This is a genomic window from Nocardioides sp. CFH 31398 (genome assembly GCF_022436705.1).
Classification (GTDB): domain Bacteria; phylum Actinomycetota; class Actinomycetes; order Propionibacteriales; family Nocardioidaceae; genus Nocardioides.
Genome location: NZ_JAKUHT010000030.1, coordinates 25,002 through 45,922, shown reverse-complemented (window position 1 = coordinate 45,922; position 20,921 = coordinate 25,002). Strand labels below are relative to the sequence as shown.

Here is a 20,921-nt window from a genome sequence, read left to right as displayed (position 1 = left end):
TCGCCGGGGCCCGCTCGGTGGGTGTCAGTCGGCCTTCGCGGGCTCGGTGGCCTCGGCGGGGGCCTCGGTGGCCGCGTCGGTGGCCTCGGCGGCGGGCTCGGCCGGGACGCCGGCGGGCTCGGGCGCCGCGACCTCGGCGGACTCGGCGGAGGCACCGGTGCCCTCGGCGGCCGGGGTGTCGCCGGCCTCGCCCGAGGTGGCGGCGGTGGCGGCCTGCTCGGCGTCGCCACCCAGGAGCTCGCGCTCCCACTCGGCCAGGGGCTCCTCGGCGGTGGTGCCGGCGGACTCGCCGCCCTCACGGGCGCCGGAGCGGGCGATGAGGCCCTCGGCGACGGCGTCGGCGACCACGCGGGTCAGCAGGCCGACCGCGCGGATGGCGTCGTCGTTGCCGGGGATCGGGAAGTCGACCTCGTCGGGGTCGCAGTTGGTGTCGAGGATGCCGATGATCGGGATCCGCAGCTTGCGGGCCTCCTCGACGGCGAGGTGCTCCTTCTTGGTGTCGACGACCCACACGGCGGCCGGGGTGCGGCCCATCTCGCGGATCCCGCCGAGGGTGCGCTCGAGCTTGTCGCGCTCGCGCTTGAGCTGGAGCAGCTCCTTCTTGGTGCGGCCGGAGCCGGCGACGTCGTCGAAGTCCAGCTCGTCCAGCTCCTTGAGCCGGTTGATCCGCTGGTGGACGGTCTGGAAGTTGGTCAGCATGCCGCCGAGCCAGCGCTGGTTCACGTAGGGCATGCCCACGCGGGTGGCCTGCTCGGCGATGGCCTCCTGGGCCTGCTTCTTGGTGCCGACGAACATGATGCTGCCGCCCTTGGCCACCGTGTCCTTGATGAAGGCGAAGGACCGGTCGATGTAGGCCAGCGACTGCTGCAGGTCGATGATGTAGATGCCGTTGCGGTCCGTGAGGATGAACCGCTTCATCTTCGGGTTCCAGCGACGGGTCTGGTGACCGAAGTGGACGCCGCTCTCGAGGAGCTGGCGCATGGTGACGACTGCCATGGTGGTGCCTTCCCGGGCGGGGTGCCGGCCGCGCTCGTGCGCGGGAGGCTCCCCTCTCGTTCTCGGTTGTCGCCGCCGACGGTCGTCGGCGGCCCTGACGCTCGCGCGCGACCCCACCCGCCTCCCGGCACAGGGGCCGGGTCGCGGGACCGGAGGTCGTCGCCCACGGGAGACCGGGGCCCGGAGGCCCCGTCGCGGTCTGCGAGCGTGCGAAGTCAGCCCACGGGGGGCTGCTGGGGCCAGCGTAGTCCAGCGCCCCGGAGCGGCCTAATCACACGCCCCGACTACGTCCCCAGGCGCCGGGCGGCACCGCCCCTCCACAGCCTACGGCGGACCCGGTCCACGGACCGGGCCCGCAGGCGTGGACTGGGTGGGTGCGCCGACGACACCCGACCCTCCTGCCGACCGTCCTGCTGACCCTGGTGACCCCGCTGCTCCTCGGGGTGGGAGTGGGCGCCTCCCCGCCGGCCGCGGCCCGCGAGGTGCCGGTCGGCACCTGGCCGCTGCCGCCCGTGCCCGAGGTGGTGGCGTACTTCGACCCGCCCGACGGGCCGTACGGGCGGGGTCACCGCGGGGTGGACCTCGCCGGCTGGGTGGGTGCACCGGTCAGGGCGGCGCTGCCGGGCACCGTGACGTACGCCGGGCCGCTCGCCGGCCGCGGGGTGGTCGTCGTGGACCACGGGCCGACGCGGACGACGTACCAGCCGGTGGCCGCCTCGGCCGCCGTCGGCGACGTCGTGGGCCTGGGCGCGGTCCTCGGCCACCTCGCGGCCGGCGGCAGCCACTGCGCACCCCGCGCCTGCCTGCACTGGGGCTGGATCGAGGACGAGACCTACCTCGACCCGCTGCTGCTCGTGGGGGCCGGCCCCGTGCGGCTGCTCCCGCTTGACGGGCTCCCCGGCCCCACCCCGTGGCAGCCCTGGCACGCACCCACGACGTGGTGGGCGGCTCAGGCGCGCGGGTGGGCCTGGCGGTAGGCGCGACGCAGCCGGTCGGTGGTGACGTGCGTGTAGCGCTGGGTCGTCGCCAGCGAGGCGTGACCCAGCAGCTCCTGCACGCTGCGCAGGTCGGCGCCGCCCTCGAGCAGGTGCGTGGCCGCGGAGTGCCGCAGGCCGTGCGGCCCGATGTCCGGCGCGCCCGGCACGTCGGCGATGCGGCGGTGCACGAGGGAGCGGACGGCGCGCTGGTCGAGCCGCCCCCCGCGGGCGCCGAGGAGGAGGGCCGGGCCGGAGGCCGGGGTGGCGAGGGCGGGCCTGCCGGAGGCGAGCCAGGACGCGAGGGCCCGCGCGGCGGGCTGCCCGAAGGGCACCGTCCGCTCCTTGCGGCCCTTGCCGAGGACCCGGACGAGGCGGCGGTCGTCGTCCACGTCGTCGACGTCGAGCCCGCAGAGCTCGCCCACCCGGACCCCGGTCGCGTAGAGCAGCTCGAGGACGACGACGTCGCGCAGCGCCGCGGGCGAGCCGTCCCCCGCCAGCTCCACCGCGGCGCGGATCAGGTCCGCGGCCTCGTGGGCGCTGAGCACGGCGGGCAGCGTCTGGTGCGCCCGCGGTGACGCGAGCGCCGCCCCGGGGTCGGTCTCCGCCCGGCCCGTCCGCGCCAGCCAGGCGGTGAACACCCGGGCGGCGGTGGCCCGGCGGGCCAGGGTGGTCCTCGCCTTGCCGGTGGTCTGCTGCAGGGCCAGCCAGCTGCGGAGCGTCCGGAGGTCGAGCTCGCCGGGGGTGTCGCGGCCCAGGCGTCGTGCGTGCTCGAGCAGCCCGGCCACGTCCGCCAGGTAGGCACGGGCGGTGTGCTCGCTGACGTCGCGCTCGGCGACGAGATGACGCTCGTAGTCCGCGAGCACGGCGGACATCGCCTCCGACAGGGTCCCGTCGGGGGTCCCGTCGGCGGGCCCGTCGTCCGCGACCGTCTCGCTCACCCGTCGAGGCTACGGCCGCCGGACGCCCGGCCGGCGGTGCCGCGCCCGCTCAGTCCATCGCCAGCGGGCCCAGGCGCCACCCCGACGCGTCGCGCTCGACGTGGCCGATCTCCTCCAGGCGCCGCAGCGTGCCCTGCACCTCGACGACGCCGAGCCCCGCGGCGCGGGCGACGGAGTCCGCCCGGGCCCCCTGCCCGACCGGGACGCCGTCGAGGACCTGCCGCTGGCGCGTCGTCAGGCGGTCCCGCGGCCGGTCGGGGGCGCGGGGCACCTCGACGAGGTGCTCCCCCGCGGCGCCGAGGACCTCGAGCACGTCCGTCCCGCCGGTGACGAGCGTGGCGCCGCCGTCGCGGAGCAGCTGGTGCACGCCCGCGGAGGCGGCGCTCGTCACCGGGCCCGGGACCCCGAGCACGGGGCGCAGCAGCCGGCCCGCCCAGTTGGCGGTGTTGAGCGCCCCGCTGCGGATCGCGGCCTCGACGACGACGGTGCCGGCCGTGAGGGCCGCGATCAGCCGGTTGCGGGCCAGGAAGCGGATGCGCTGCGGGGCGCAGCCCGGCGGCGCCTCGGAGACGATCGCCCCCTCGGCCGCGAGGTGGGCGAGCAGGCGGTCGTGCCCCTGGGGGTAGACGCGGTCGGCCCCGCAGGCCAGGACGGCGACGGTGCGGCCGTCGGCGGCGAGGGCCCCGGTGTGGGCGCGGTAGTCGATCCCGTACGCCGCGCCCGAGACCACGACCCGGCCCGCCTCGGCCACGGTCGCGGCGAGGTCCGCGGCGACCGCGTTGCCGTACGACGTCGAGGTCCGGGCACCCACCACGGCCACGGCGCCCGACACCTCGTCGAGCCGGAGCGGTCCGCGGACCCACAGCCCGAGCGGCGGCCCACCGCGCTCCTGCACGGCCGCGACCCCGGCGAGGTCGTCGAGCCCGGAGGGCCACTCGGGGTCGCCCGGGATGACGAACCGCAGGCCGAGACGCTCGGCCCTCTCCAGCTCGACGGCGCCGTCCGTCGCCGTCAGCCGGGCGCCGTAGTCGGTGCGGACGCCGGCCAGGTCGCGCTCGTTGCTCAGCGCAGTGTGCATCGCGACCCCGCCGATCTCGGCGACCAGGCCCGTGCAGCGGGTGTCCCCGGGCTCGAACACCCGGCTCAGCTCGGCGCGGGCGAGGCGCTCGGCCTCCAGGTCGTCGCCGGCCCCGGCAGGCGCGCTCACCGGGCGCCCGCGGGGAGCTCGGGACCCGTGGTGAGCAGCGGCTCCCCCGTCCGCAGCCGCAGGGCGACGTCGAGCTCCCCCAGCCCCGGGACGACGTCGGCGCCGGAGCGGACGGCGGTGAGGTCGGCGACCGTCCAGGCGAGCCGGTGGACGCGCGCGCCGCCCCGGTTGGAGAGCCGGCCGCTGAACACCGCCTCACGCAGGGCGGCGGTCGCCTCGTCGGTGAGCGGGTAGTCGTGCGCGAGCCGGGTGCCGGGCGCCTGGCCGTTGAGACGCCAGGGCTCCCCGGCGTACCGGCGCGCCTGGCGGTCGCGGGCGGCGGCGACGCGGGCCCGGACCTCGGCGGAGGTCTCCGGCACGGCGAACGGGTCGAGCTCCCCGCGCCGCAGGGGCTCGACGTGGCGCGTGACGTCGATGCGGTCCGCGACGGGGCCGGTCACGCGCGAGCGGTAGGCCCGGCGCCGGACCTCGGTGCAGTCGCAGCGGTCCAGGGCGGGGCTGTGGTGGTACTTGCCGCAGGGGCACGGGTTCGAGGCCAGCACCACCATCCCGCCGGCCGGGAGCCGCACGGACTCCTCGGCGCGGGCGACGGTCACGTCCCCGCTCTCGAGGGGCTCGCGCAGCGCCTCGATGACGTCCGCCCGGAAGAGCGGGAACTCGTCGAGGAACAGGACGCCGGCGTGCGCGCGGCTGATCTCCCCGGGTCGCACCTGCCCGCTGCCGCCCCCGATCAGGCTGGCCTTGCTCGCGTCGTGGTGGGGCGCGGAGAACGGCGCCGCGGTGAGGCGGCCGTCGCCCGGCTCCAGGGCGCCCGCCAGGGAGTGGATCGCGGTCAGCTCCAGCGACTCCTCCGCCGTCAGCGGCGGCAGGATGGTGGGGATCCGCTCCGCGATGCTCGTCTTGCCCGCGCCCTTGGGCCCGGACAGCAGCAGGTGGTGGGCGCCGGCGGCGGCGACCTCGACGGCGTACCTCACGTCGGCGAGGCCGTGCAGGTCCGCCAGGTCCACCTCGTCGAGGCGCCGCTCCGCGCGCCACGACAGCAGCCGCGTGCCCGACATGGGCGCGACCGGAGGGGCCTCGGGCGGTTCCTCCCCGGTCAGGCAGGCCACGACCTGCCCCAGGGACCGCACCCCGATGACGGTCGTCCCGGGCACCATGGCGGCCTCGCCGGCCTGCGGCTCGGGCACGAAGACGCGGCGGAGCCCGCGCTCGGACGCGGCGAGCACCATCGGCAGGACGCCGGGCACGGAGCGCAGGCCGCCCTCCAGGGTCAGCTCGCCGACGAAGACGGTCCCGTCCAGGCACTCCGGCGGCACCGTGCCCGAGGCCGCCAGGATCGCCGTGGCGATCGCCAGGTCGAAGTGCGTGCCGCGCTTCGGCAGGTCCGCCGGGGACAGCAGGACCGTGATCCGCTTCGTCGCCGGCCACGACAACCGTGAGTTCAGCACCGCCATCCGGCACCGGTCCCGGGCCTCGGACAACGACGCGTCCGGTCGGCCCACCATGGTCAGCCCGACCTGGCCGGGCGAGACGTCCGCCTGGACGTCGATCAGGTGGCCCACCGCCCCGTGGAGCGAGACGGTGCGGGCCGTCGCAACGGGCACGTCAGCCGATCCCGCGCACGTGCTCGACGATCGCCGCGCCCTTGAGGGGCCGCAGCACGGCCACCAGGTCCACGCGGGTCTCGGGCGGGGTGCACCCCCGCTGCGTCGCCCACCGCGCGCCGAGCCGCTGCAGCCGGTCCAGCTTCTCCGCGTCCACCGCCTCGTGGGGGGTGCCGCCCTCCTCGCCGGTGCGGGTCTTCACCTCGCACACCACGAGGGCGTCGCCGTCCTTGCAGACCAGGTCGATCTCCCCGACCGGGTCGCCCGGCGAGCGCCAGTTCCGGTCGAGCAGCACCATGCCCTGCTCCACCAGGTGGCGCGCCGCCACGTCCTCGCCGTAGGCCCCCAGGGCCTGCTTGCTCGCTGCTGTCGTCGTCATGTCGACCTCCTCGCACGCCAGCCTGCGGCGCCTCGGGCCCGCGTGGGGGACGACGGCGGTCGGCCTGTGGAGGGAGGGGGTCGGCCGGCGCCGGTGGACGACAGGTGGCCTGGAGCGACCCGGGCCGGACTAGGCCGAGGCCGGCTCCTCGAGGTCGAGGACCGTCTCGTCGACCTCGAGCCCGGCGGCCCGTCGGACGTTCACGAAGCGCATGCGGTGCTCGCTGCACGGGCCGTGCTCGGTCAGCGCCGCGGAGTGGGTCGGGGTGATGTAGCCCTTGTGCACCGCGAAGCCGTACGCCGGGTGGTCGTCGTGCATCCGCGTCATCAGGCGGTCCCGGGTCACCTTCGCGATGACGGAGGCCGCGGCGACGCAGGCGGCGACGCGGTCGCCCTTCCAGACGGCGAGGGCCGGGGCGGGCAGGCCGTCGACGGGGAACCCGTCCGTCAGCACGTACGACGGCCGGACCGCGAGGCGGGCGACGGCTCGACGCAGCGCGGCGATGTTGGCCACGTGCATGCCGAGGCGGTCGCACTCGGCGGGCGGGACGACGACGACCGACCAGGCCAGTGCCCGGCGGACGACCTGCGCGTAGCACCGCTCCCGCGCGGCCTCGGTGAGCAGCTTCGAGTCGGCGAGGCCGGGGACGATCCCCGCCTTGGTCGGCGGCAGCACCGCCGCCGCGGCGACCAGGGGCCCGGCGCAGGCGCCGCGTCCGGCCTCGTCGGCGCCGGCCACGTGCTCGAGGCCGACCCGCCGCAGCGCACGCTCGTAGCCGTAGAGCCCGGCGTCCCGCCGGACCGTGGCTCCGACGACCCGGGCGGTCACGGGGCGCTCACCGGGTCGTCCACCGGAGGGCACACGCGGCGGCTCACTGCCCGGGCGGGACGTTCTCGAACGCGTCGGGGCGCTCGACCCAGCGGAAGTTGTCGAAGGGGTAGACCACGGTGAAGACCTTGCCGACGACCAGGTCCGTCCCGACGAACTCGCGCCCCGGGGTGCAGTCGGTCGCGTTCTGGGCGCACATGTGGACGGTGGAGTCCGCCGAGCGGTTCCGGTTGTCGCCCATGACGAAGATGTCGCCCTCGGGCACCGGGCCGGCGGTCCACCGGCAGCTGCCGGTCATCGGTCCGGCGCAACGCTCGCCGCTGGAGGTCCGCGTCGACCCGGGCTTCGTGTACGCCTTCTCGTCGATCGGCTCGCCGTTCACGATGAGCCGGCCGGTGCCCTCCTCGCAGCACTCGATGACGTCGCCCTCGACGCCGATCACCCGCTTCACCAGGTGGCCGCCGGTCGGGTAGAGCCCGATGCGGGTCAGCGCGGACGTCCAGAAGCCCTCGTCCGTGGCCGCGGGCTCGTCGAGCCAGCCGCCCGGGTCCTCGAAGACGACGACGTCCCCGCGCTGCGGCGCGGCGGAGCCCCAGTAGGAGACCTTCTGGACCAGGATCCGGTCGTTCTTGACCAGGCCCGGCTCCATCGACTCCGACGGGATGTAGAACGCCTGGAGGAAGAAGGTCTTGATGACCAGCGCCAGGACCAGCGCGAGGGCCAGCAGCAGACCCGTCTCCTGCCACAGGCGCAGGCCGCGTCGGCGGCGCCGCGACACCTCGGGAGCGTCGTCGAGGTCGCGGCCCGGCTCGTCGGCCGGGTCCCTCTCGACGGGCTCCTCGACGGGGTCCGCGCCACGGTCGTGGGTGGTCACCTGGTGAGACTAGCCAGCGACCCTGAGGTGCTCGCGGGCCCGCTCAGACCTCGCGCCGCTCCTTGATGCGGGCGGCCTTCCCGCGCAGGTTGCGCAGGTAGTAGAGCTTCGCGCGACGCACGTCGCCGCGGGTCACGACCTCGACCTGCTCAAAGATCGGGGAGTGCAGCGGGAAGGTGCGCTCCACGCCGACGCCGAAGGAGACCTTGCGGACCGTGAAGGTGCGGCCGATGCCGGACCCGTGGATGCGGATGACGATGCCCTGGAAGACCTGGACGCGGCTGCGGTTGCCCTCGACGACCTTCACGTGGACCTTGACGGTGTCACCCGCGCGGAAGTCGGGGACGTCGTCGCGACGCAGGGCGGAGTCGAGCGCGGTGATGGCGTTGGTCATGGGTGCTCCTCGCAGTGGCCACAGGTCGACCGCGGAATCGATGCTGGTACTGGTGGTGGTCCGGCCCTCGGTCGGCGGCGCCGCTCCCCCTGTGGCAGGAGCCCGACGCGGATCCCCGGCGCGCGAGCGCGGCGGGCGGTCCGTGTTTCGACCGGCGGGACCAGTCCAGAAGTGTGCCACAGGGGTCCGGGCGGGGGGAAAACGACCGGCGGCGCGGCACGGGGCCGGGGCCGGGGGTCAGCGACGCGGCTTGACCAGGACGGCGGGCCCGCTGGGGAAGTCGTCGAGCACCTCGACCAGGCGGTAGCCGGCCCGGCGGTAGCGACGCAGGTTGGCCTCGGAGCCCTTGCCGGTGACCAGCCGGTACGCCGTGGTGTCGGGGGGCGCCACCGCCTCGGCGTGCTCGAGCAGCACGCGGCCCAGTCCACGCCCGCGCAGGTCGGGGGCCACCATCAGCCGGCCGATCGACCAGGCGCCGTCGTCGTCCGGACGGCCGCGGACGGAGCCGACCAGCCGGCCGGCGAGCCGGACGACGTACGTCGTCCAGTCGCGCAGGCCCTGCTCGACGTCCGCCAGCTCCTCGTGGAGCGCCGGGATCGCCAGGTCGTCGTTGGCGACGGCCTCGGTGACCCAGCAGGCGCGCTGGAGGGTGAGCAGCTCGGGGGCGTCGGCCGCGACCGCCGGCACGACCTCCCACTCCTGGCCGCCGTGGGTGAGCACGGCCGAGGCGTGCAGCAGGTCGGGTCGGCGCTCCGCCGTACGTCGCGTGGCGGCGGCGCGGCGCCAGGCCGCGATCCTGCCGTGGTCCCCGGAGAGCAGCACGGGCGGCACGTCGAGCCCCCGCCAGGAGGGCGGCCTGGTGTAGACGGGGGCCTCGAGCAGGCCGGCCTCGTGCGACTCGTCGGTCAGCGAGTCGGGGTTGCCGACGACCCCGGGCAGCAGGCGGACGACGGCCTCGAGGACCGCCAGGGCGGCGACCTCGCCGCCGTTCAGGACGTAGTCGCCCAGCGAGACCTCGCGGACCTCGGTGCGGGTGCGCGCATGGTCCACGACCCGCTGGTCGATGCCCTCGTAGCGGCCGCAGGCGACGACCAGCCGCTCGCGGGTCGCGAGGTCGCGGGCGGTGGCCTGGGTGAAGGGCTCCCCCGCCGGCGTCGGCACCACCAGGGTGGCGCCGTCCAGGTCGAGGGCGTCGAGCGCCTCCCCCCAGGGCTCGGGGCGCATCACCATCCCCGGGCCGCCGCCGGCCGGGGTGTCGTCGACCGTGCGGTGGCGGTCGTGGGTCCAGTCGCGGAGGTCGTGGACGCGCAGGTCGAGGATCCCGGCGCGCTGCGCCCTGCCCGGCAGGGACAGGCCGAGGGCGTCCAGGTAGGCCGGGAAGACCGTGACGACGTCGACGCGCACCCTCGGCCTAGCCCTCGACCGCGGACTCGTCCGGGAAGGGGGTCACCAGCCCGGGCCGGTCGGCGACGACGACCCGCCCGGCGGCGAGGTCGACCTCGGGGACCAGCGCGCTCACGAAGGGGACCAGACCCCTCCGGCCGGACGGCGTCCGCACCTCGAGCAGGTCCTGGGCGCCGCCGTGGACCACGCGCACCAGCTCGCCGAGGACGGTGCCGTCGAGGTCGTGGACGGCGAGCCCGACCAGCTGGTGGTCGTAGAACTCCTCGGGGTCCTCGGGTGTCTCCCCGGGGGCGAGGGTGGTGTGGAGCAGGGTGCCGCGCAGGGCCTCCGCGGAGTCGCGGTCCTCGGCCCCGGCGAAGCGGAGCAGGAGGCGGCCCGAGTGCCACCGGGCATCGACGACCTCGAGGTCGGCCACCCGGGCGGCCGGGGCGGGGGTGTCGCGACCGGGCTCGCCGCGCAGGTGCGCACCGACCACGAAGCGGAGCTCCGGGGAGTCGGTGCGCACCTCGACGCTGACGTCGCCGCGCAGACCGTGCGGGCGTCCCACACGGCCGACGACGACCTCGACGGGCTCGACGGGCTCGCTCACCGCGAGCCGCCGTCGTACGGCGTCTGCACCCCGGTCAGCGGCGACGGTCGACGTCGACGAAGTCGACGCGCGCGCCACCGCGACCGGCGAGGGCGGAGACGACGGTGCGGAACGCGGTGGCCGTGCGGCCACCGCGTCCGATCACCTTGCCGAGGTCGTCGGGGTGCACCCGGACCTCGAGAACCGACCCGCGGCGCAGCTGCTTGTCGTCCACCCGCACCTGGTCGGGGTTGTCCACGACGCCGCGGACGAGGTGCTCGAGCGCCTCGGCCAGCATCGCGGGACTCGCCGGGGCGGTCACGACGAGGCGCCGTCCTTGTCCTCGGGCTCCTGCTGACGCTCGGCGTCGACGGCCTTGGTCTCCTCGACGGCGGCGTCGGTCTCGGCCACGGCCGGGGTCTCGTCGGCCGGGGTCTTCTCGGCGGCGCTCGGCGCGTCGGAGGACTCGTCCTTCGACTGCTTCTCGGTCTTCGGCGCCTTGTCGGCCTTGTCGGCCTTCGGGGTGGTCGCCTCGACGGTCTCCGAGCCGGCCTCCTTCAGCGCCTCGTTGAAGATGTCGAGCTTGCTGCGCTTCTCGGGGGCGTGCTTGAGACGGCCCTCGGTGCCCTTCATGCCCTTGAACTTCTGCCAGTCACCGGTGACGCGGAGCAGCGACTCCACCGTCTCGGTCGGCTGGGCGCCCACGCCGAGCCAGTACTGCGCCCTCTCGGACTCGACGGTGATCACCGACGGCTCGTCCTTGGGCTGGTAGGTGCCGATCTCCTCGATCACCCGTCCGTCGCGCTTCTTGCGCGAGTCGACGACGACGATGCGGTACTGCGGGACCCGGACCTTGCCCAGGCGCTTCAAGCGGATCTTGACGGCCACGTCTGTGGTGTCTCCTCGGAACTCGTGTGCGGGGTGAGGGCCTCGACCGCGGGTGGGGTCCGGGTCGGTGTCCTCGGCGGGAGCGGCGGCGTCGGCTGAGAGGGACCGAGGCGCGCGCACTCGACCCACGAGTCTGCCACGTCGGCACCCCGGGGTCCGAATCCGGTGTGGTCGGCGGCGTCCGGGGAAGACTGGGGCCATGAGCCAGCAGCCTCCTCCCCCGCCCGGACCGTACGGCGGCCCACCGCCCGGTGCTCCCGGCGGCCCGCCCCCGCGGCGTCGGCGGCGCCGGCCGCACGTGGCCTGGTTCGCCGTGCCGGTCACCCTCGGCGTGGTGGCCGTCGCGCTCGTCGTGACCGCCTTCGTCACCACCCTGGGCCCCCTCGCCGAGTCCGACGGCGTCGTCAGCGCCGACGGCTCCGCGCAGACCGTCGAGCTCTCCGACGACGGCACCCGGCTGCTGATGGCGCCCGAGGGCGAGCCGCCCCCCACCTGCGAGGCGACGGGCGCCGACGGGTCGCCGGTCGAGGTGCGCTCGCCGAACGCCAGCTACACCTTCGGCGACGGCACCGGGTCGTGGTCCGGGTTCGGGGTGGTCGACCCGGGCGGCGACACCCTGGAGCTGACCTGCGAGGCGTCGGCGTCCGACTCCACCGAGGTCCGCGTGGGTCCCTCCCCCAGCGGCGGCGCCTTCGCCGGCTTCGCCGTCCTGCTCGTCGCCGGGGTGGGGCTCGGCTTCGCCGCCTTCGCCTCCCTGGTGCTCCTGGTGATCCTGTTCGCCACCGGCGCGCCCCGGTCCGGGCCCGGCAGCTGACACCGCGTGGCGGGGTCGCTCAGACCACCCGGACGCCGCGCAGCACGACCGCCGACGGACGGCGCAGCACCGAGAGGTCCTCGAGCGGGTCCGACGGGTAGACGACGAGGTCCGCCGGCGCGCCCTCCTCGAGGCCGGGGTGGCCGAGCCACTCCCGGGCCCGCCAGCTGGCGGCGCCGAGCGCGTCGTACGGGCTCATCCCGATGCGGGTGAGCGCCTGGACCTCCCCGGCGAGGTTGCCGTGCCGGGAGATCCCGCCGCCGTCCGAGCCGGCGTAGATCGGGACCCCGGCCTCGTACGCCGCGCCCAGGGTCGCAGGCATGCGCTCGTAGAGGTCGCGCATCGTGGCCGCGTAGTCCGGGAACCGCTTCTCCCCCGCCGAGGCGTGCCCGGGGAACTCGTCGAGCTGCATCACCGTCGGCACCAGCGCGGTGCCGTGGGCGACCATCGCGTCGACGAGGTCCTCCGTCAGCCCGGTGCCGTGCTCGAGGCAGTCGATGCCCGCCTCGATGAGGCCGGGGAGGACGTCGTGGCCGAAGCAGTGCGCGGTCACCTTCGCCCCCTCGGCCTGGGCCGCCTCGATCGCGGCCGCGAACGCCTCGGCGGGGAAGGACGGCGTCAGGTCGCCGGCGTCCCGGTCGATCCAGTCGCCGACCAGCTTCACCCACCCGTCCCCGCGGCGCGCCTCCTGCGCGGCGTACGCCGCGAGCTCGTCCGGTTCCACCTCGTGGGCGTAGCCGCGGATGTACCGCTTGGTCGCCGACAGGTGGCGCCCGCAGCGGATGAGCCGCGGCAGGTCGTTGCGCTCCTGGACCCAGGACGTGTCGGCCGCGCTGCCGCAGTCGCGGACGAGCAGCGCCCCGCCGTCCCGGTCGTCGAGGGCCTGCTGCTCGGTCTCCGCGGACCCGACGGGCCCGTGGTCGTCGAGGCCGAGGTGGCAGTGGGCGTCCACGAGCCCCGGCACGACCCAACCCTCCGCCCACGTCTCGGCGCCGGCCTGCGGCTCGTAGGTGACCCGCCCGTCGACGACGTACACGTCGCGCGCCTCGCCGTCGGGCAGCACCGGACCCCGGACCCTCGCAGCAACACCCACACCGCGAACCTAGAGCCCGAGTCGGCCCGAACGCACGCCCCACGAGCGCCGAGTCGGCCCGAACGCACGCCCCACAAGCACCGAGTCGGCCCGAACGCACGCCCCACGAGCGCCGACTCGGCCCGAACGCACGCCCCACAGGCGCCGAGTCGGCCCGTCCCCGTGCTCTCGGGTGCCGAGTCGTCCCGGACGCGCCCCTCGCCGACGCTGCGCCCGGCCCCGCGGGCCCAGCGACCCCGGGTCCTGCCCTCGACGGGCGGACATGCGGCGGCTCTCGCTCTCTGCGCGGCGGTGTCGGGCGAGCGCTCGGGCCGACTCGACGCGCCAGAAACGTGCGTTCGGGCCGACTCGGCGTCCTGCCGGCGCGCGTTCGGGCCGACTCGGCGTCCTGCAGGCCTGCGTTCGGGCCGACTCGGCGTCCTGCAGGCGTGCGTTCGGGCCGACTGGGCGGTCAGAGCAGGTCGAGCAGCCAGGACGGGCCGACGTACTCGGCGCCCGCGGCGAGCACACGCCCCTGGAGGACGACGTCGGCGGTGACGACCGTGACCCTCGCGCCGGCCTCCACGGCCGCAGCGGCCTGGGCGACGATCTCGCGGTCCCCGTCCCTCGGGGCGTGGACGGTGCGGACGTGCGCGTCGCGACCCGCCCTCACGCCAGCCTTCGCCGCCCCCTCGAGCACGAGGACGACGCGCTCCTGCGGGACCGCCGCGACGAGCAGCGCCTCGTGGAGCCGCCGGGCCGCGCCGGGCCGGTCCTTCCACCACCCGTCGGGACGGGCGCCGACGACGTTGGCGCCGTCGACGACGAGCACCGTGGCCGGCACCCCCGACCCCGTCGAGCCGCTCAGCGCAGGTACTTCGACAGGTCGGAGGGCAGGTTCAGGTCCTTCGCGGCCTTCTCGTAGTCCACGGGCTGTCCGTCGGGGCTGCCGAACGGCGAGCCCTTCGCCGCGGGCGCGGGCTTGGGCTGCGCGGCCTTCGCCGGGTTGCCGGAGCGGCGCGCCTTGCCCTTGCGGGCCGCGGGCTTCTGCTTGCCCTTCCTGCCGCCGCCCATGCCCGGCATCCCGGGCATGCCGGGGATCCCGCCGCCCTTCGCCATCTGCTGCATCATCTTGCGGGCCTCGAAGAACCGGTCGACGAGCTGGTTGACGTCGCTGACCTGCTGGCCGCAGCCCTTCGCGATGCGGGCGCGCCGCGAGCCGTCGATGATCTTCGGGTTGGCCCGCTCGGCGGGCGTCATCGACTGGATGATCGCCTGGATGCGGTCGATGGACCGCTCGTCGAAGTCCGCCAGCTGCTCCCGCATCTGGCCCATCCCCGGCAGCATGCCGAGGATCGACGACAGCGAGCCCAGCTTGCGCACCTGCTGCATCTGCTCGAGGAAGTCGTCGAGCGTGAACTCGCCCTGGCCGCCGAGCAGCTTGCCGGCCGCCTTCTCCGCCTGCTCGGCGTCGAAGGCCTTCTCGGCCTGCTCGATCAGGGTCATGACGTCACCCATGTCGAGGATGCGCGAGGCCATGCGGTCGGGGTGGAAGACGTCGAAGTCGGTCATCTTCTCGCCGGAGGAGGCGAACATGACCGGCTTGCCGGTGACCGAGCGGATCGACAGCGCCGCACCACCGCGGGCGTCGCCGTCGAGCTTCGTGAGCACGACGCCGTCGAAGCCGACGCCGTCGAGGAACGCCTGCGCCGTGGAGACGGCGTCCTGGCCGATCATCGCGTCGACGACGAACAGCACCTCGTCCGGCTGGACGGCGTCGCGGATGTCCGCGGCCTGCTGCATCATCTCGGCGTCGACGCCGAGACGGCCGGCGGTGTCGACGATGACGACGTCGTGCAGGGAGCGCCTCGCGTGCTCGATCGACGCCTTCGCCACCGAGACCGGGTCGCCGACCCCGTTGCCGGGCTCGGGCGCGAACACGGGGACGCCGACCCGCTGGCCGTTGACCTGCAGCTGCTGGACCGCGTTGGGGCGCTGGAGGTCGCAGGCGACGAGGACCGGGGTCTTGTCCTGGTCCTTGAGGTACTTCGCCAGCTTGGCCGCCAGCGTCGTCTTGCCGGCACCCTGGAGGCCGGCGAGCATGATCACCGTCGGGCCCGACTTCGCGTAGCGCAGCCGCCGCGTCTCCCCACCGAGGATCGACACGAGCTCCTCGTTGACGATCTTGATGACCTGCTGCGCCGGGTTCAGCGCGCCGCTGACCTCCTCGCCGCGGGCGCGCTCCTTCACCGCGGCGGTGAACTCCTTGACCACCGGCAGCGCGACGTCCGCCTCCAGCAGCGCGATGCGGATCTCGCGCGCGGTGGCGTCGATGTCGGCCTCGGAGAGGCGTCCCTTGCCCCGCAGGTTCTTGAAGGTGTCGGCGAGGCGGTCGGAGAGGGTGGCGAACACGTGTGTGAGGTCCCTGGGTCGTAGACGGCGGGGCCCGCGGTGGCTACGGCGACGGTCCGTCGGAGCGCGCCACGGGCGGTGGCCCAGCCTATCCGGCGCCGGCGAGCGCGGAACGTACGGCGTGCGCGGCGTCCGCGGCCCGGTCGTCCGCCAGCGCCCCGGCCCACGCCTCCTGGAGGTAGAAGACGTCCACCGCCTGCGGGCCCAGGGTGTCCACGTGCGCCGAGCGGACGGCGATGTCGAGCCGCGCGAGCGTGGCGCAGACGTGGTGGACGACGGAGAGCCGGTCGCTGGCCCGGACCTCCAGCACGGTGGACGTCCGCGACGCCTCGTGGTGGACCTCGACGGTGGGCGGGAGCACGTCGGCGGAGGAGTCGAGGCGCAGCCGGCGCTCGACGTCCAGCCGGCCCTCGACGAGCGCGGCGAACCGGTCGCGCAGCACCGCGGGGTCAACCTCCTCGGTGACGTCCCAGGCCGAGACGCCCCACGAGTCCTGCGACCACGCCCGGGCGGCCCGCACCCGCACCCGCTGCAGCGCGAGGACGGCGGCCACGTCGGCGAGCAGCCCGACCCGGTCGCCGGAGACCGCCGTGACCCGGGCGCCGTCGGCGACGGGCTCGACGGTGAACGCCGCGCGGGACGGGTCCGCGCGCACGGCCTCCGGCACGGCCACCTGGGGGTCCGCGACGCGGGGCGCCGAGGTGCCCGCCTCCCGCGCGACCAGCACGGCGAGGACGCCGTCCGCGAGCCGGCGCACCAGGCTCGCGCGCCACGACGACCACGCCTGCGGTGACGCGGCCCGGGCGTCGGCCTCGGTGAGGGCGACCAGCAGGGAGAGGACCTCGGGGCTGCGCACACGGTCGGCCACGTGGGCGAGCGTGACCGGGTCGTCGGGGTCGCGGCTGGTGGCGGTCTCCGCGAGCAGCAGGTGGTGGCGCACCAGGGTGCCGACCACGTCGCACTCGTCGTCGTCGAACCCGAGGCGCCGCGCGATCCGGCGGGCGATCGGCTCCCCCTCGACGCTGTGGTCGCCGAAGCCGCCCTTGCCGATGTCGTGCAGCAGCGCGGCGACCGCGAGGACGTCGGGCCGTCCGACGCTGCGGATGAGGCCGGCCGCCTCCACGCAGGTCTCGACGGAGTGGCGGTCGACGGTGAAGCGGTGCACGGCGGAGGCGTGCGGGAACAGGCGGATGCGCTCCCACTCGGGGAGGATCGACGCCAGCGCCCCGGTCTCCTCCAGGGTCTCCCAGACGGGCAGCAGGCCGGGGCCGGCGGCGAGCATCCGCACCAGCAGGCGCCGGGCCTCGGCGGGCCAGACCTCCCCCAGCGGCGCACCCTCACGGGCCAGCCGGGCCGCGGTCGCGGGAGCGAGGGGGACGTCGCGCTCCGCGGCCTCGGCGCAGGCGCGCAGCAGGAGTGCGGGGTCGTCCTCGGGCCGGGCGCCGCGGTCCAGGACGACCTCGCCCGCGGCCAGGGCCACGCCCGGGGCCAGGGTCTCGAGGCGGGGGCGCCGCGGGCCGCGCCCGGGGCCGGTGAGGACGTCGTCCACGCGGCGCCAGGCGAGGCGCGAGAAGTGGGTGAGGCGGCGGCCGAGCTCCCGGACGTGCCGCTGGGCCGCCACGGCGTCGGGCAGGCCCAGACGCTCGGCCAGCGGCGCCCAGTGCTCGGGGGCGATCCTGTCCACCGCCCGGCCGGTCACGGCGTGCAGCTCGTCGCGGACGTCGAGCAGGCCCCGTCGTGCCGACTCGGAGTCCGCCTGCGAGGCGTCGACCAGCCAGCTCGCGACGAGCGCGCGGAGCACGGTGGCGTCCCGGATCCCGCCGTGCGACTCCTTGAGGTCGGGCACCGACGCGTGCGCGAGCTCACCGGCCCTGACGTGGCGGCCGTGGGTGAGCGTCTTCAGCTCGGGCAGGCGACGGCGGGCGTCGCGGCGCCAGTGCGCGAGCTGCTCGGTGCGCAGCCGCAGGCTGAGGTGGTGGTCGCCGGCCAGGTGGCGCACGTCGAGCTGGCCCAGCATCACCTTGAGGTCGTCGGCGGCCGCCGTGGTCATCTCGGACAGCGACCGCACCGAGTGGTCGACCCTGTTCCCGGAGTCCCACAGCGGGTACCACAGCCGCTCCAGCACGGGGGCGAGGTCGTCCGGCGCGAGGTGGTCGTCGTGCACCAGCACGACGTCCAGGTCGGAGCAGGGAGCGAGCTCACCGCGGCCGTAGCCCCCCACGGCCACCAGCGCTGCCCCGGACGACGGGCCCTCCGCCTCGGCGTACGCCGCGGCGCACAACGCGTCGGCGGCCTCGGTGCGGGCGGCCCTGTCGGCGGCGCTCATGGGGTGATGGTGCCTTCCTGGCGGGAGGGAGGGTCGGGGGTGTCGCGCCCGACGCACGACGGCCCCGCCTCGCGGAGGGCGAGGCGGGGCCGTGTGCCGGGGTCCGGGCCGGGTGCAGGCCGGTCCGGGCGCCTGTGGCCGGGCCGGTCGCGACTAGATGGCGGCGGTGTCGCGGTCCCCGGTGCGGACCCGGACGACGGTGTCCACCGAGGAGACCCAGACCTTGCCGTCGCCGATGCGACCGGTCTGCGCGGTGCGGACGATGATGCCGACGATGTCGTCGGCGTCGCCGTCCTCGACCACGATCTCGATGCGCAGCTTGGGCACGAGCGCGATGTCGTACTCCGCGCCGCGGTAGACCTCGGTGTGGCCCTTCTGGCGGCCGTAGCCGCTGACCTCGCTGACGGTCATGCCCGTCACGCCGAAGGTCTCGAGAGCCTCCCGGACCTCCTCCCACTTGTGCGGCTTGATGACCGCGGTCACGAGCTTCACGACTGGTTCTCCTTCGTGGTGGTGGGGAAGGCCTTCGCCGGGGCGTTGCCCGCCAGGCCCGACGAGACTCCCCCGCCGATGCCGGTGTGCAGGTCGTACGCCGACTCGCCGTGCTCGGCGAGGTCGATGCCGTTGACCTCGTCCTCGGGGTCGAGCCGCAGGCCGACGGTGAACTTGACCGCGAGGCCGATGACCAGGGTCAGGACGCCGACGTAGACGACGGCCACGAGGACGCCGAGCACCTGGTCGACCAGGGAGTCGACGCCGCCGCCGTAGAGCAGGCCGTCGACGCCGCCCGCGCCCTCGGCGGTGGAGAAGACGCCGATCAGGACGGTGCCGATGACGCCGCCGACCAGGTGGACGCCGACCACGTCGAGCGAGTCGTCGTACCCGAGGCGGAACTTCCAGCCCACGGCCCAGGCGCAGAGGGCACCGGCGATGGCGCCGATCGCGACGGCGCCGGAGAGGTTGACCGCGCCGGCGGCCGGGGTGATGGCGACGAGGCCGGCGACGATGCCGGACGCGGCGCCCAGCGAGGTGGCCTTGCCGTGCATCATCCGCTCGACCAGGAGCCAGCCGAGGATGGCGGCCATCGTGGCGAGGGTGGTGTTGCCGAAGGTGCGACCGGTCTCGGAGAGGAACTGCTCGACCATGACGCTCTCGTCGGCGAGCGACTCCTCGCTGAAGACGATCGAGCCGACGTTGAAGCCGTACCAGCCCATCCACAGCAGACCCGCGCCGAGCATGGTGAGGGTCAGGTTGTGCGGGCGCATCTTGTCCTTCGGCCAGTTCAGGCGCTTGCCGAGGAGCAGGACGAGCACGAGCGCCGCGACGCCGGCGTTGATGTGGACGGCGGTGCCGCCGGCGTAGTCCTGGGCGCCGATGCGGCCGCAGATCAGGGAGTCGTCGGTGCAGCTGAAGACCATGTGCGCCATCGGGAAGTAGACGAGCACGGCCCAGACGGGCACGAAGGCCACCCAGGCGGCGAACTTCATCCGGCCCTCGAGGGCGCCGGAGATGAGCGCGACGGTGATGACCGCGAAGGTCATCTGGAAGAACACGCCGATGTAGGAGTCGGTGGTGACGCCGTCGAGCCAGGGCAGCTCGAAGGGGTTGGCGAAGAACGTGCCGTCGCCGCCGAAGCCCATGGACCAGCCGATGGCGACGTACAGGATGCCGACGATGGCCGCTGCCGTGAACGACATCATCATCATGTTGAGCACGGACTTGGAACGTGACATCCCGCCGTAGAACAGGGCGAGTGCGGGCACGGTCATCATCAGCACGAATGCTGTGGCGACCAGCATGAAGGCGTAGTAGCCGTCCACGGGACCTCCGGGTGTGGGCTGAGCGGTGACAGGGGACGTCGGCCGCGCGACGTCTCTGTCGCGAGCCGGGTGTCCGACGTGCCTCCGACCCTCTGATCCGCAGGTTTCACCGGGGTCCGGTCGGTGTTTCAGTCAGGAAACACCTTCCCGGCTTGCGTTACGGCGACGTTACGTGGGCCTGTGCGACGCCCGGGCGTCAGCCCAGCAGGGCCTCGGTGAAGGCCTCGGCGTCGAAGGGGGCGAGGTCGTCCGGGCCCTCCCCGAGGCCGACGAGCTTGACCGGGACGCCGAGCTCGCGCTGCACGGCGACGACGATGCCGCCCTTCGCGGAGCCGTCCAGCTTCGTCAGGACGATGCCGGACACGTCGACGATGTCGGCGAACACGCGCGCCTGGACCATGCCGTTCTGGCCGGTGGTGGCGTCGAGCACGAGCAGCACCTCGGTGACGGGCGCCTGCTTCTCGATGACCCGCTTGACCTTGCCCAGCTCGTCCATGAGCCCGGCCTTGTTCTGCAGCCGCCCCGCGGTGTCGACGAGCACCGTGTCGACCCCGTCGGCCTTGCCCCGCTTGACCGCGTCGAAGGCGACGCTGGCGGGGTCGGTGCCCTCGGGCCCGCGCACCACCTCGACGCCGACCCGCTCGCCCCAGGTGGTGAGCTGCTCGGCCGCGGCGGCGCGGAAGGTGTCGGCGGCGCCCAGGACGACGGACATGTCCTCGGCCCGCAGGAGCCGGGCGACCTTGCCGACGGTGGTGGTCTTGCCCGTGCCGTTGACGCCGACGACCAGGACGACGCCGGGGTCGTCGCCCTCCCCGGTGACCGCCAGGCGGCGGTCCATCGACGGGTCGACGAGGCTGAGCAGCTCCTCCTTCAGGACGGCGCGGACGTCGGCGGAGCCACCCTCGACCCGCAGTCGCGTGCGGAGCCTCTCGACCAGCTGCTGGGTCGGAGCGACGCCGATGTCGGCGCCGAGGAGGGTGTCCTCGATGTCCTCCCAGGTGTCCTCGTCGAGCCGGTCGCGCGACAGGAGCGCGAGCAGGCCCTTGCCGAGGCCGCCCTGGGAGCGGGAGAGGCGCTGACGCAGACGGACGAGCCGGGACGCCGCCCCCTCGGGCCTCTCGACCTCCGGCGCGGGCGGCGCGGTGGGCGCCTCGACGTCGGGCTCGACGTCCGGCTCGACGACGTCGGTCGCGGGCTCGGTCGCGGTGGTCTCGTCGTCCGTCCGCTCGCGCGGCGGCGTGAGGACGTCGGTGCCGCCGCCGGGCGGCAGGTCCTCCTCGCCGCCCCGTCGACGACGGCTGCCGGAGAGGAGTGCGACCCCCGTGACGCCGGCGACCAGCAGGAGGCCGACGACCAGCAGCACCCAGTCAGCGATGTAGCCCATGGCCGACCATGAAACCAGACCCGTCCGGGGTGCTCG

General features: G+C 75.1%; 20 protein-coding genes and 1 pseudogene. 2 read left to right on the top strand and 19 right to left on the bottom strand.

Annotated elements, in window-relative coordinates; genetic code table 11:
• Window positions 1-24: 24 nt before the first annotated feature.
• Window positions 25-996, bottom strand: a complete 972-nt coding sequence (gene rpsB, locus MJ876_RS19310; RefSeq protein WP_240238898.1) for a 30S ribosomal protein S2 — start codon at window positions 994-996, stop codon at window positions 25-27.
• 374 nt (window positions 997-1,370) lie between these two features.
• Here rpsB and MJ876_RS19305 point away from each other — a divergent pair, with 374 nt between their 5' ends.
• Window positions 1,371-1,973: a murein hydrolase activator EnvC gene (locus MJ876_RS19305; protein ID WP_240238896.1), complete on the top strand. Its 603-nt coding sequence runs from the start codon at window positions 1,371-1,373 to the stop codon at window positions 1,971-1,973.
• Here the strand turns inward: MJ876_RS19305 and MJ876_RS19300 are convergent.
• The 11 genes and pseudogenes from MJ876_RS19300 to rpsP all read right to left on the bottom strand — a co-directional run.
• Window positions 1,946-2,845, bottom strand: a complete 900-nt coding sequence (locus tag MJ876_RS19300) for a tyrosine recombinase XerC (RefSeq protein WP_240238944.1) — start codon at window positions 2,843-2,845, stop codon at window positions 1,946-1,948. The two genes, MJ876_RS19305 and MJ876_RS19300, sit on opposite strands and share 28 nt — an antisense overlap.
• Before the next feature lie 115 nt (window positions 2,846-2,960).
• Window positions 2,961-4,118 carry a DNA-processing protein DprA gene (gene dprA / locus MJ876_RS19295; protein WP_240238894.1) on the bottom strand — a complete coding sequence of 386 codons (1,158 nt, stop codon included), beginning with the start codon at window positions 4,116-4,118 and terminating at the stop codon, window positions 2,961-2,963.
• The gene (locus tag MJ876_RS19290; RefSeq protein WP_240238892.1) at window positions 4,115-5,722 is read right to left on the bottom strand and encodes a YifB family Mg chelatase-like AAA ATPase; all 1,608 of its coding nucleotides are present in this window, start codon (window positions 5,720-5,722) and stop codon (window positions 4,115-4,117) included. Before MJ876_RS19290 ends, dprA begins: the two co-directional genes overlap by 4 nt.
• 1 nt (window position 5,723) lies before the next feature.
• Entirely contained in the window at window positions 5,724-6,101 is a 378-nt protein-coding gene (locus tag MJ876_RS19285; RefSeq protein ID WP_240238890.1) for a YraN family protein, read from the bottom strand.
• 129 nt (window positions 6,102-6,230) lie between these two features.
• Window positions 6,231-6,929: a ribonuclease HII gene (locus MJ876_RS19280; RefSeq protein ID WP_240238887.1), complete on the bottom strand. Its 699-nt coding sequence runs from the start codon at window positions 6,927-6,929 to the stop codon at window positions 6,231-6,233.
• 43 nt (window positions 6,930-6,972) lie between these two features.
• Entirely contained in the window at window positions 6,973-7,803 is an 831-nt protein-coding gene (lepB, locus tag MJ876_RS19275) for a signal peptidase I (RefSeq protein WP_240238885.1), read from the bottom strand.
• Window positions 7,804-7,846: 43 nt separating this feature from the next.
• Complete coding sequence (gene rplS / locus MJ876_RS19270; RefSeq protein WP_240238883.1) at window positions 7,847-8,197, bottom strand: 50S ribosomal protein L19; 351 nt, start codon at window positions 8,195-8,197, stop codon at window positions 7,847-7,849.
• 237 nt (window positions 8,198-8,434) lie between these two features.
• A complete protein-coding gene (trmD, locus tag MJ876_RS22390; protein WP_240238880.1) occupies window positions 8,435-9,601 on the bottom strand; it encodes a tRNA (guanosine(37)-N1)-methyltransferase TrmD in 1,167 nt (388 codons plus the stop codon).
• 7 nt (window positions 9,602-9,608) lie between these two features.
• Complete coding sequence (rimM, locus tag MJ876_RS19260; RefSeq protein WP_240238878.1) at window positions 9,609-10,190, bottom strand: ribosome maturation factor RimM; 582 nt, start codon at window positions 10,188-10,190, stop codon at window positions 9,609-9,611.
• A 34-nt stretch (window positions 10,191-10,224) separates the two neighbouring features.
• Entirely contained in the window at window positions 10,225-10,467 is a 243-nt protein-coding gene (locus MJ876_RS19255; protein ID WP_240238942.1) for an RNA-binding protein, read from the bottom strand.
• 146 nt (window positions 10,468-10,613) lie between these two features.
• A pseudogene (gene rpsP, locus MJ876_RS19250) lies at window positions 10,614-11,057 on the bottom strand (30S ribosomal protein S16); the annotation flags it as partial.
• A gap of 199 nt (window positions 11,058-11,256) precedes the next feature.
• On the opposite strand from rpsP, the gene MJ876_RS19245 reads away from it, so the two are divergent.
• Entirely contained in the window at window positions 11,257-11,871 is a 615-nt protein-coding gene (locus MJ876_RS19245; protein WP_240238874.1) for a hypothetical protein, read from the top strand.
• Between the two features lie 19 nt (window positions 11,872-11,890).
• On the opposite strand, the gene MJ876_RS19240 is transcribed toward MJ876_RS19245, so the two are convergent.
• From MJ876_RS19240 to ftsY, 7 genes are all read right to left on the bottom strand, one after another.
• Complete coding sequence (locus MJ876_RS19240) at window positions 11,891-12,934, bottom strand: amidohydrolase family protein (RefSeq protein ID WP_240238872.1); 1,044 nt, start codon at window positions 12,932-12,934, stop codon at window positions 11,891-11,893.
• Between the two features lie 481 nt (window positions 12,935-13,415).
• Window positions 13,416-13,787 carry a hypothetical protein gene (locus tag MJ876_RS19235; protein ID WP_240238870.1) on the bottom strand — a complete coding sequence of 124 codons (372 nt, stop codon included), beginning with the start codon at window positions 13,785-13,787 and terminating at the stop codon, window positions 13,416-13,418.
• 20 nt (window positions 13,788-13,807) lie between these two features.
• A complete protein-coding gene (gene ffh / locus MJ876_RS19230) occupies window positions 13,808-15,355 on the bottom strand; it encodes a signal recognition particle protein (protein WP_240238868.1) in 1,548 nt (515 codons plus the stop codon).
• Window positions 15,356-15,443: 88 nt separating this feature from the next.
• On the bottom strand, window positions 15,444-17,681 hold the full coding sequence (locus MJ876_RS19225) for a [protein-PII] uridylyltransferase (protein ID WP_240238866.1): 2,238 nt from the start codon (window positions 17,679-17,681) through the stop codon (window positions 15,444-15,446).
• Between the two features lie 153 nt (window positions 17,682-17,834).
• On the bottom strand, window positions 17,835-18,173 hold the full coding sequence (locus MJ876_RS19220) for a P-II family nitrogen regulator (protein ID WP_240238863.1): 339 nt from the start codon (window positions 18,171-18,173) through the stop codon (window positions 17,835-17,837).
• A complete protein-coding gene (locus MJ876_RS19215) occupies window positions 18,170-19,501 on the bottom strand; it encodes an ammonium transporter (protein ID WP_240238861.1) in 1,332 nt (443 codons plus the stop codon). Before MJ876_RS19215 ends, MJ876_RS19220 begins: the two co-directional genes overlap by 4 nt.
• A gap of 196 nt (window positions 19,502-19,697) precedes the next feature.
• Window positions 19,698-20,885 (bottom strand): signal recognition particle-docking protein FtsY, encoded by a 1,188-nt coding sequence (ftsY, locus tag MJ876_RS19210; protein WP_240238859.1) that lies wholly within the window; start codon window positions 20,883-20,885, stop codon window positions 19,698-19,700.
• Window positions 20,886-20,921 lie beyond the last annotated feature (36 nt).

Bases quoted from the DNA above. Each gene is read 5' to 3' on its own strand.
- MJ876_RS19300 (WP_240238944.1), bottom strand. From the start codon at position 2,845: ATGTCCGCCGTGCTCGCGGACTACGAGCGTCATCTCGTCGCCGAGCGC.
- MJ876_RS19255 (WP_240238942.1), bottom strand. From the start codon at position 10,467: ATGCTGGCCGAGGCGCTCGAGCACCTCGTCCGCGGCGTCGTGGACAAC.
- MJ876_RS19245 (WP_240238874.1), top strand. From the start codon at position 11,257: ATGAGCCAGCAGCCTCCTCCCCCGCCCGGACCGTACGGCGGCCCACCG.
- MJ876_RS19285 (WP_240238890.1), bottom strand. From the start codon at position 6,101: ATGACGACGACAGCAGCGAGCAAGCAGGCCCTGGGGGCCTACGGCGAG.
- rpsB (WP_240238898.1), bottom strand. From the start codon at position 996: ATGGCAGTCGTCACCATGCGCCAGCTCCTCGAGAGCGGCGTCCACTTC.
- rplS (WP_240238883.1), bottom strand. From the start codon at position 8,197: ATGACCAACGCCATCACCGCGCTCGACTCCGCCCTGCGTCGCGACGAC.
- ftsY (WP_240238859.1), bottom strand. From the start codon at position 20,885: ATGGGCTACATCGCTGACTGGGTGCTGCTGGTCGTCGGCCTCCTGCTG.
- MJ876_RS19225 (WP_240238866.1), bottom strand. From the start codon at position 17,681: ATGAGCGCCGCCGACAGGGCCGCCCGCACCGAGGCCGCCGACGCGTTG.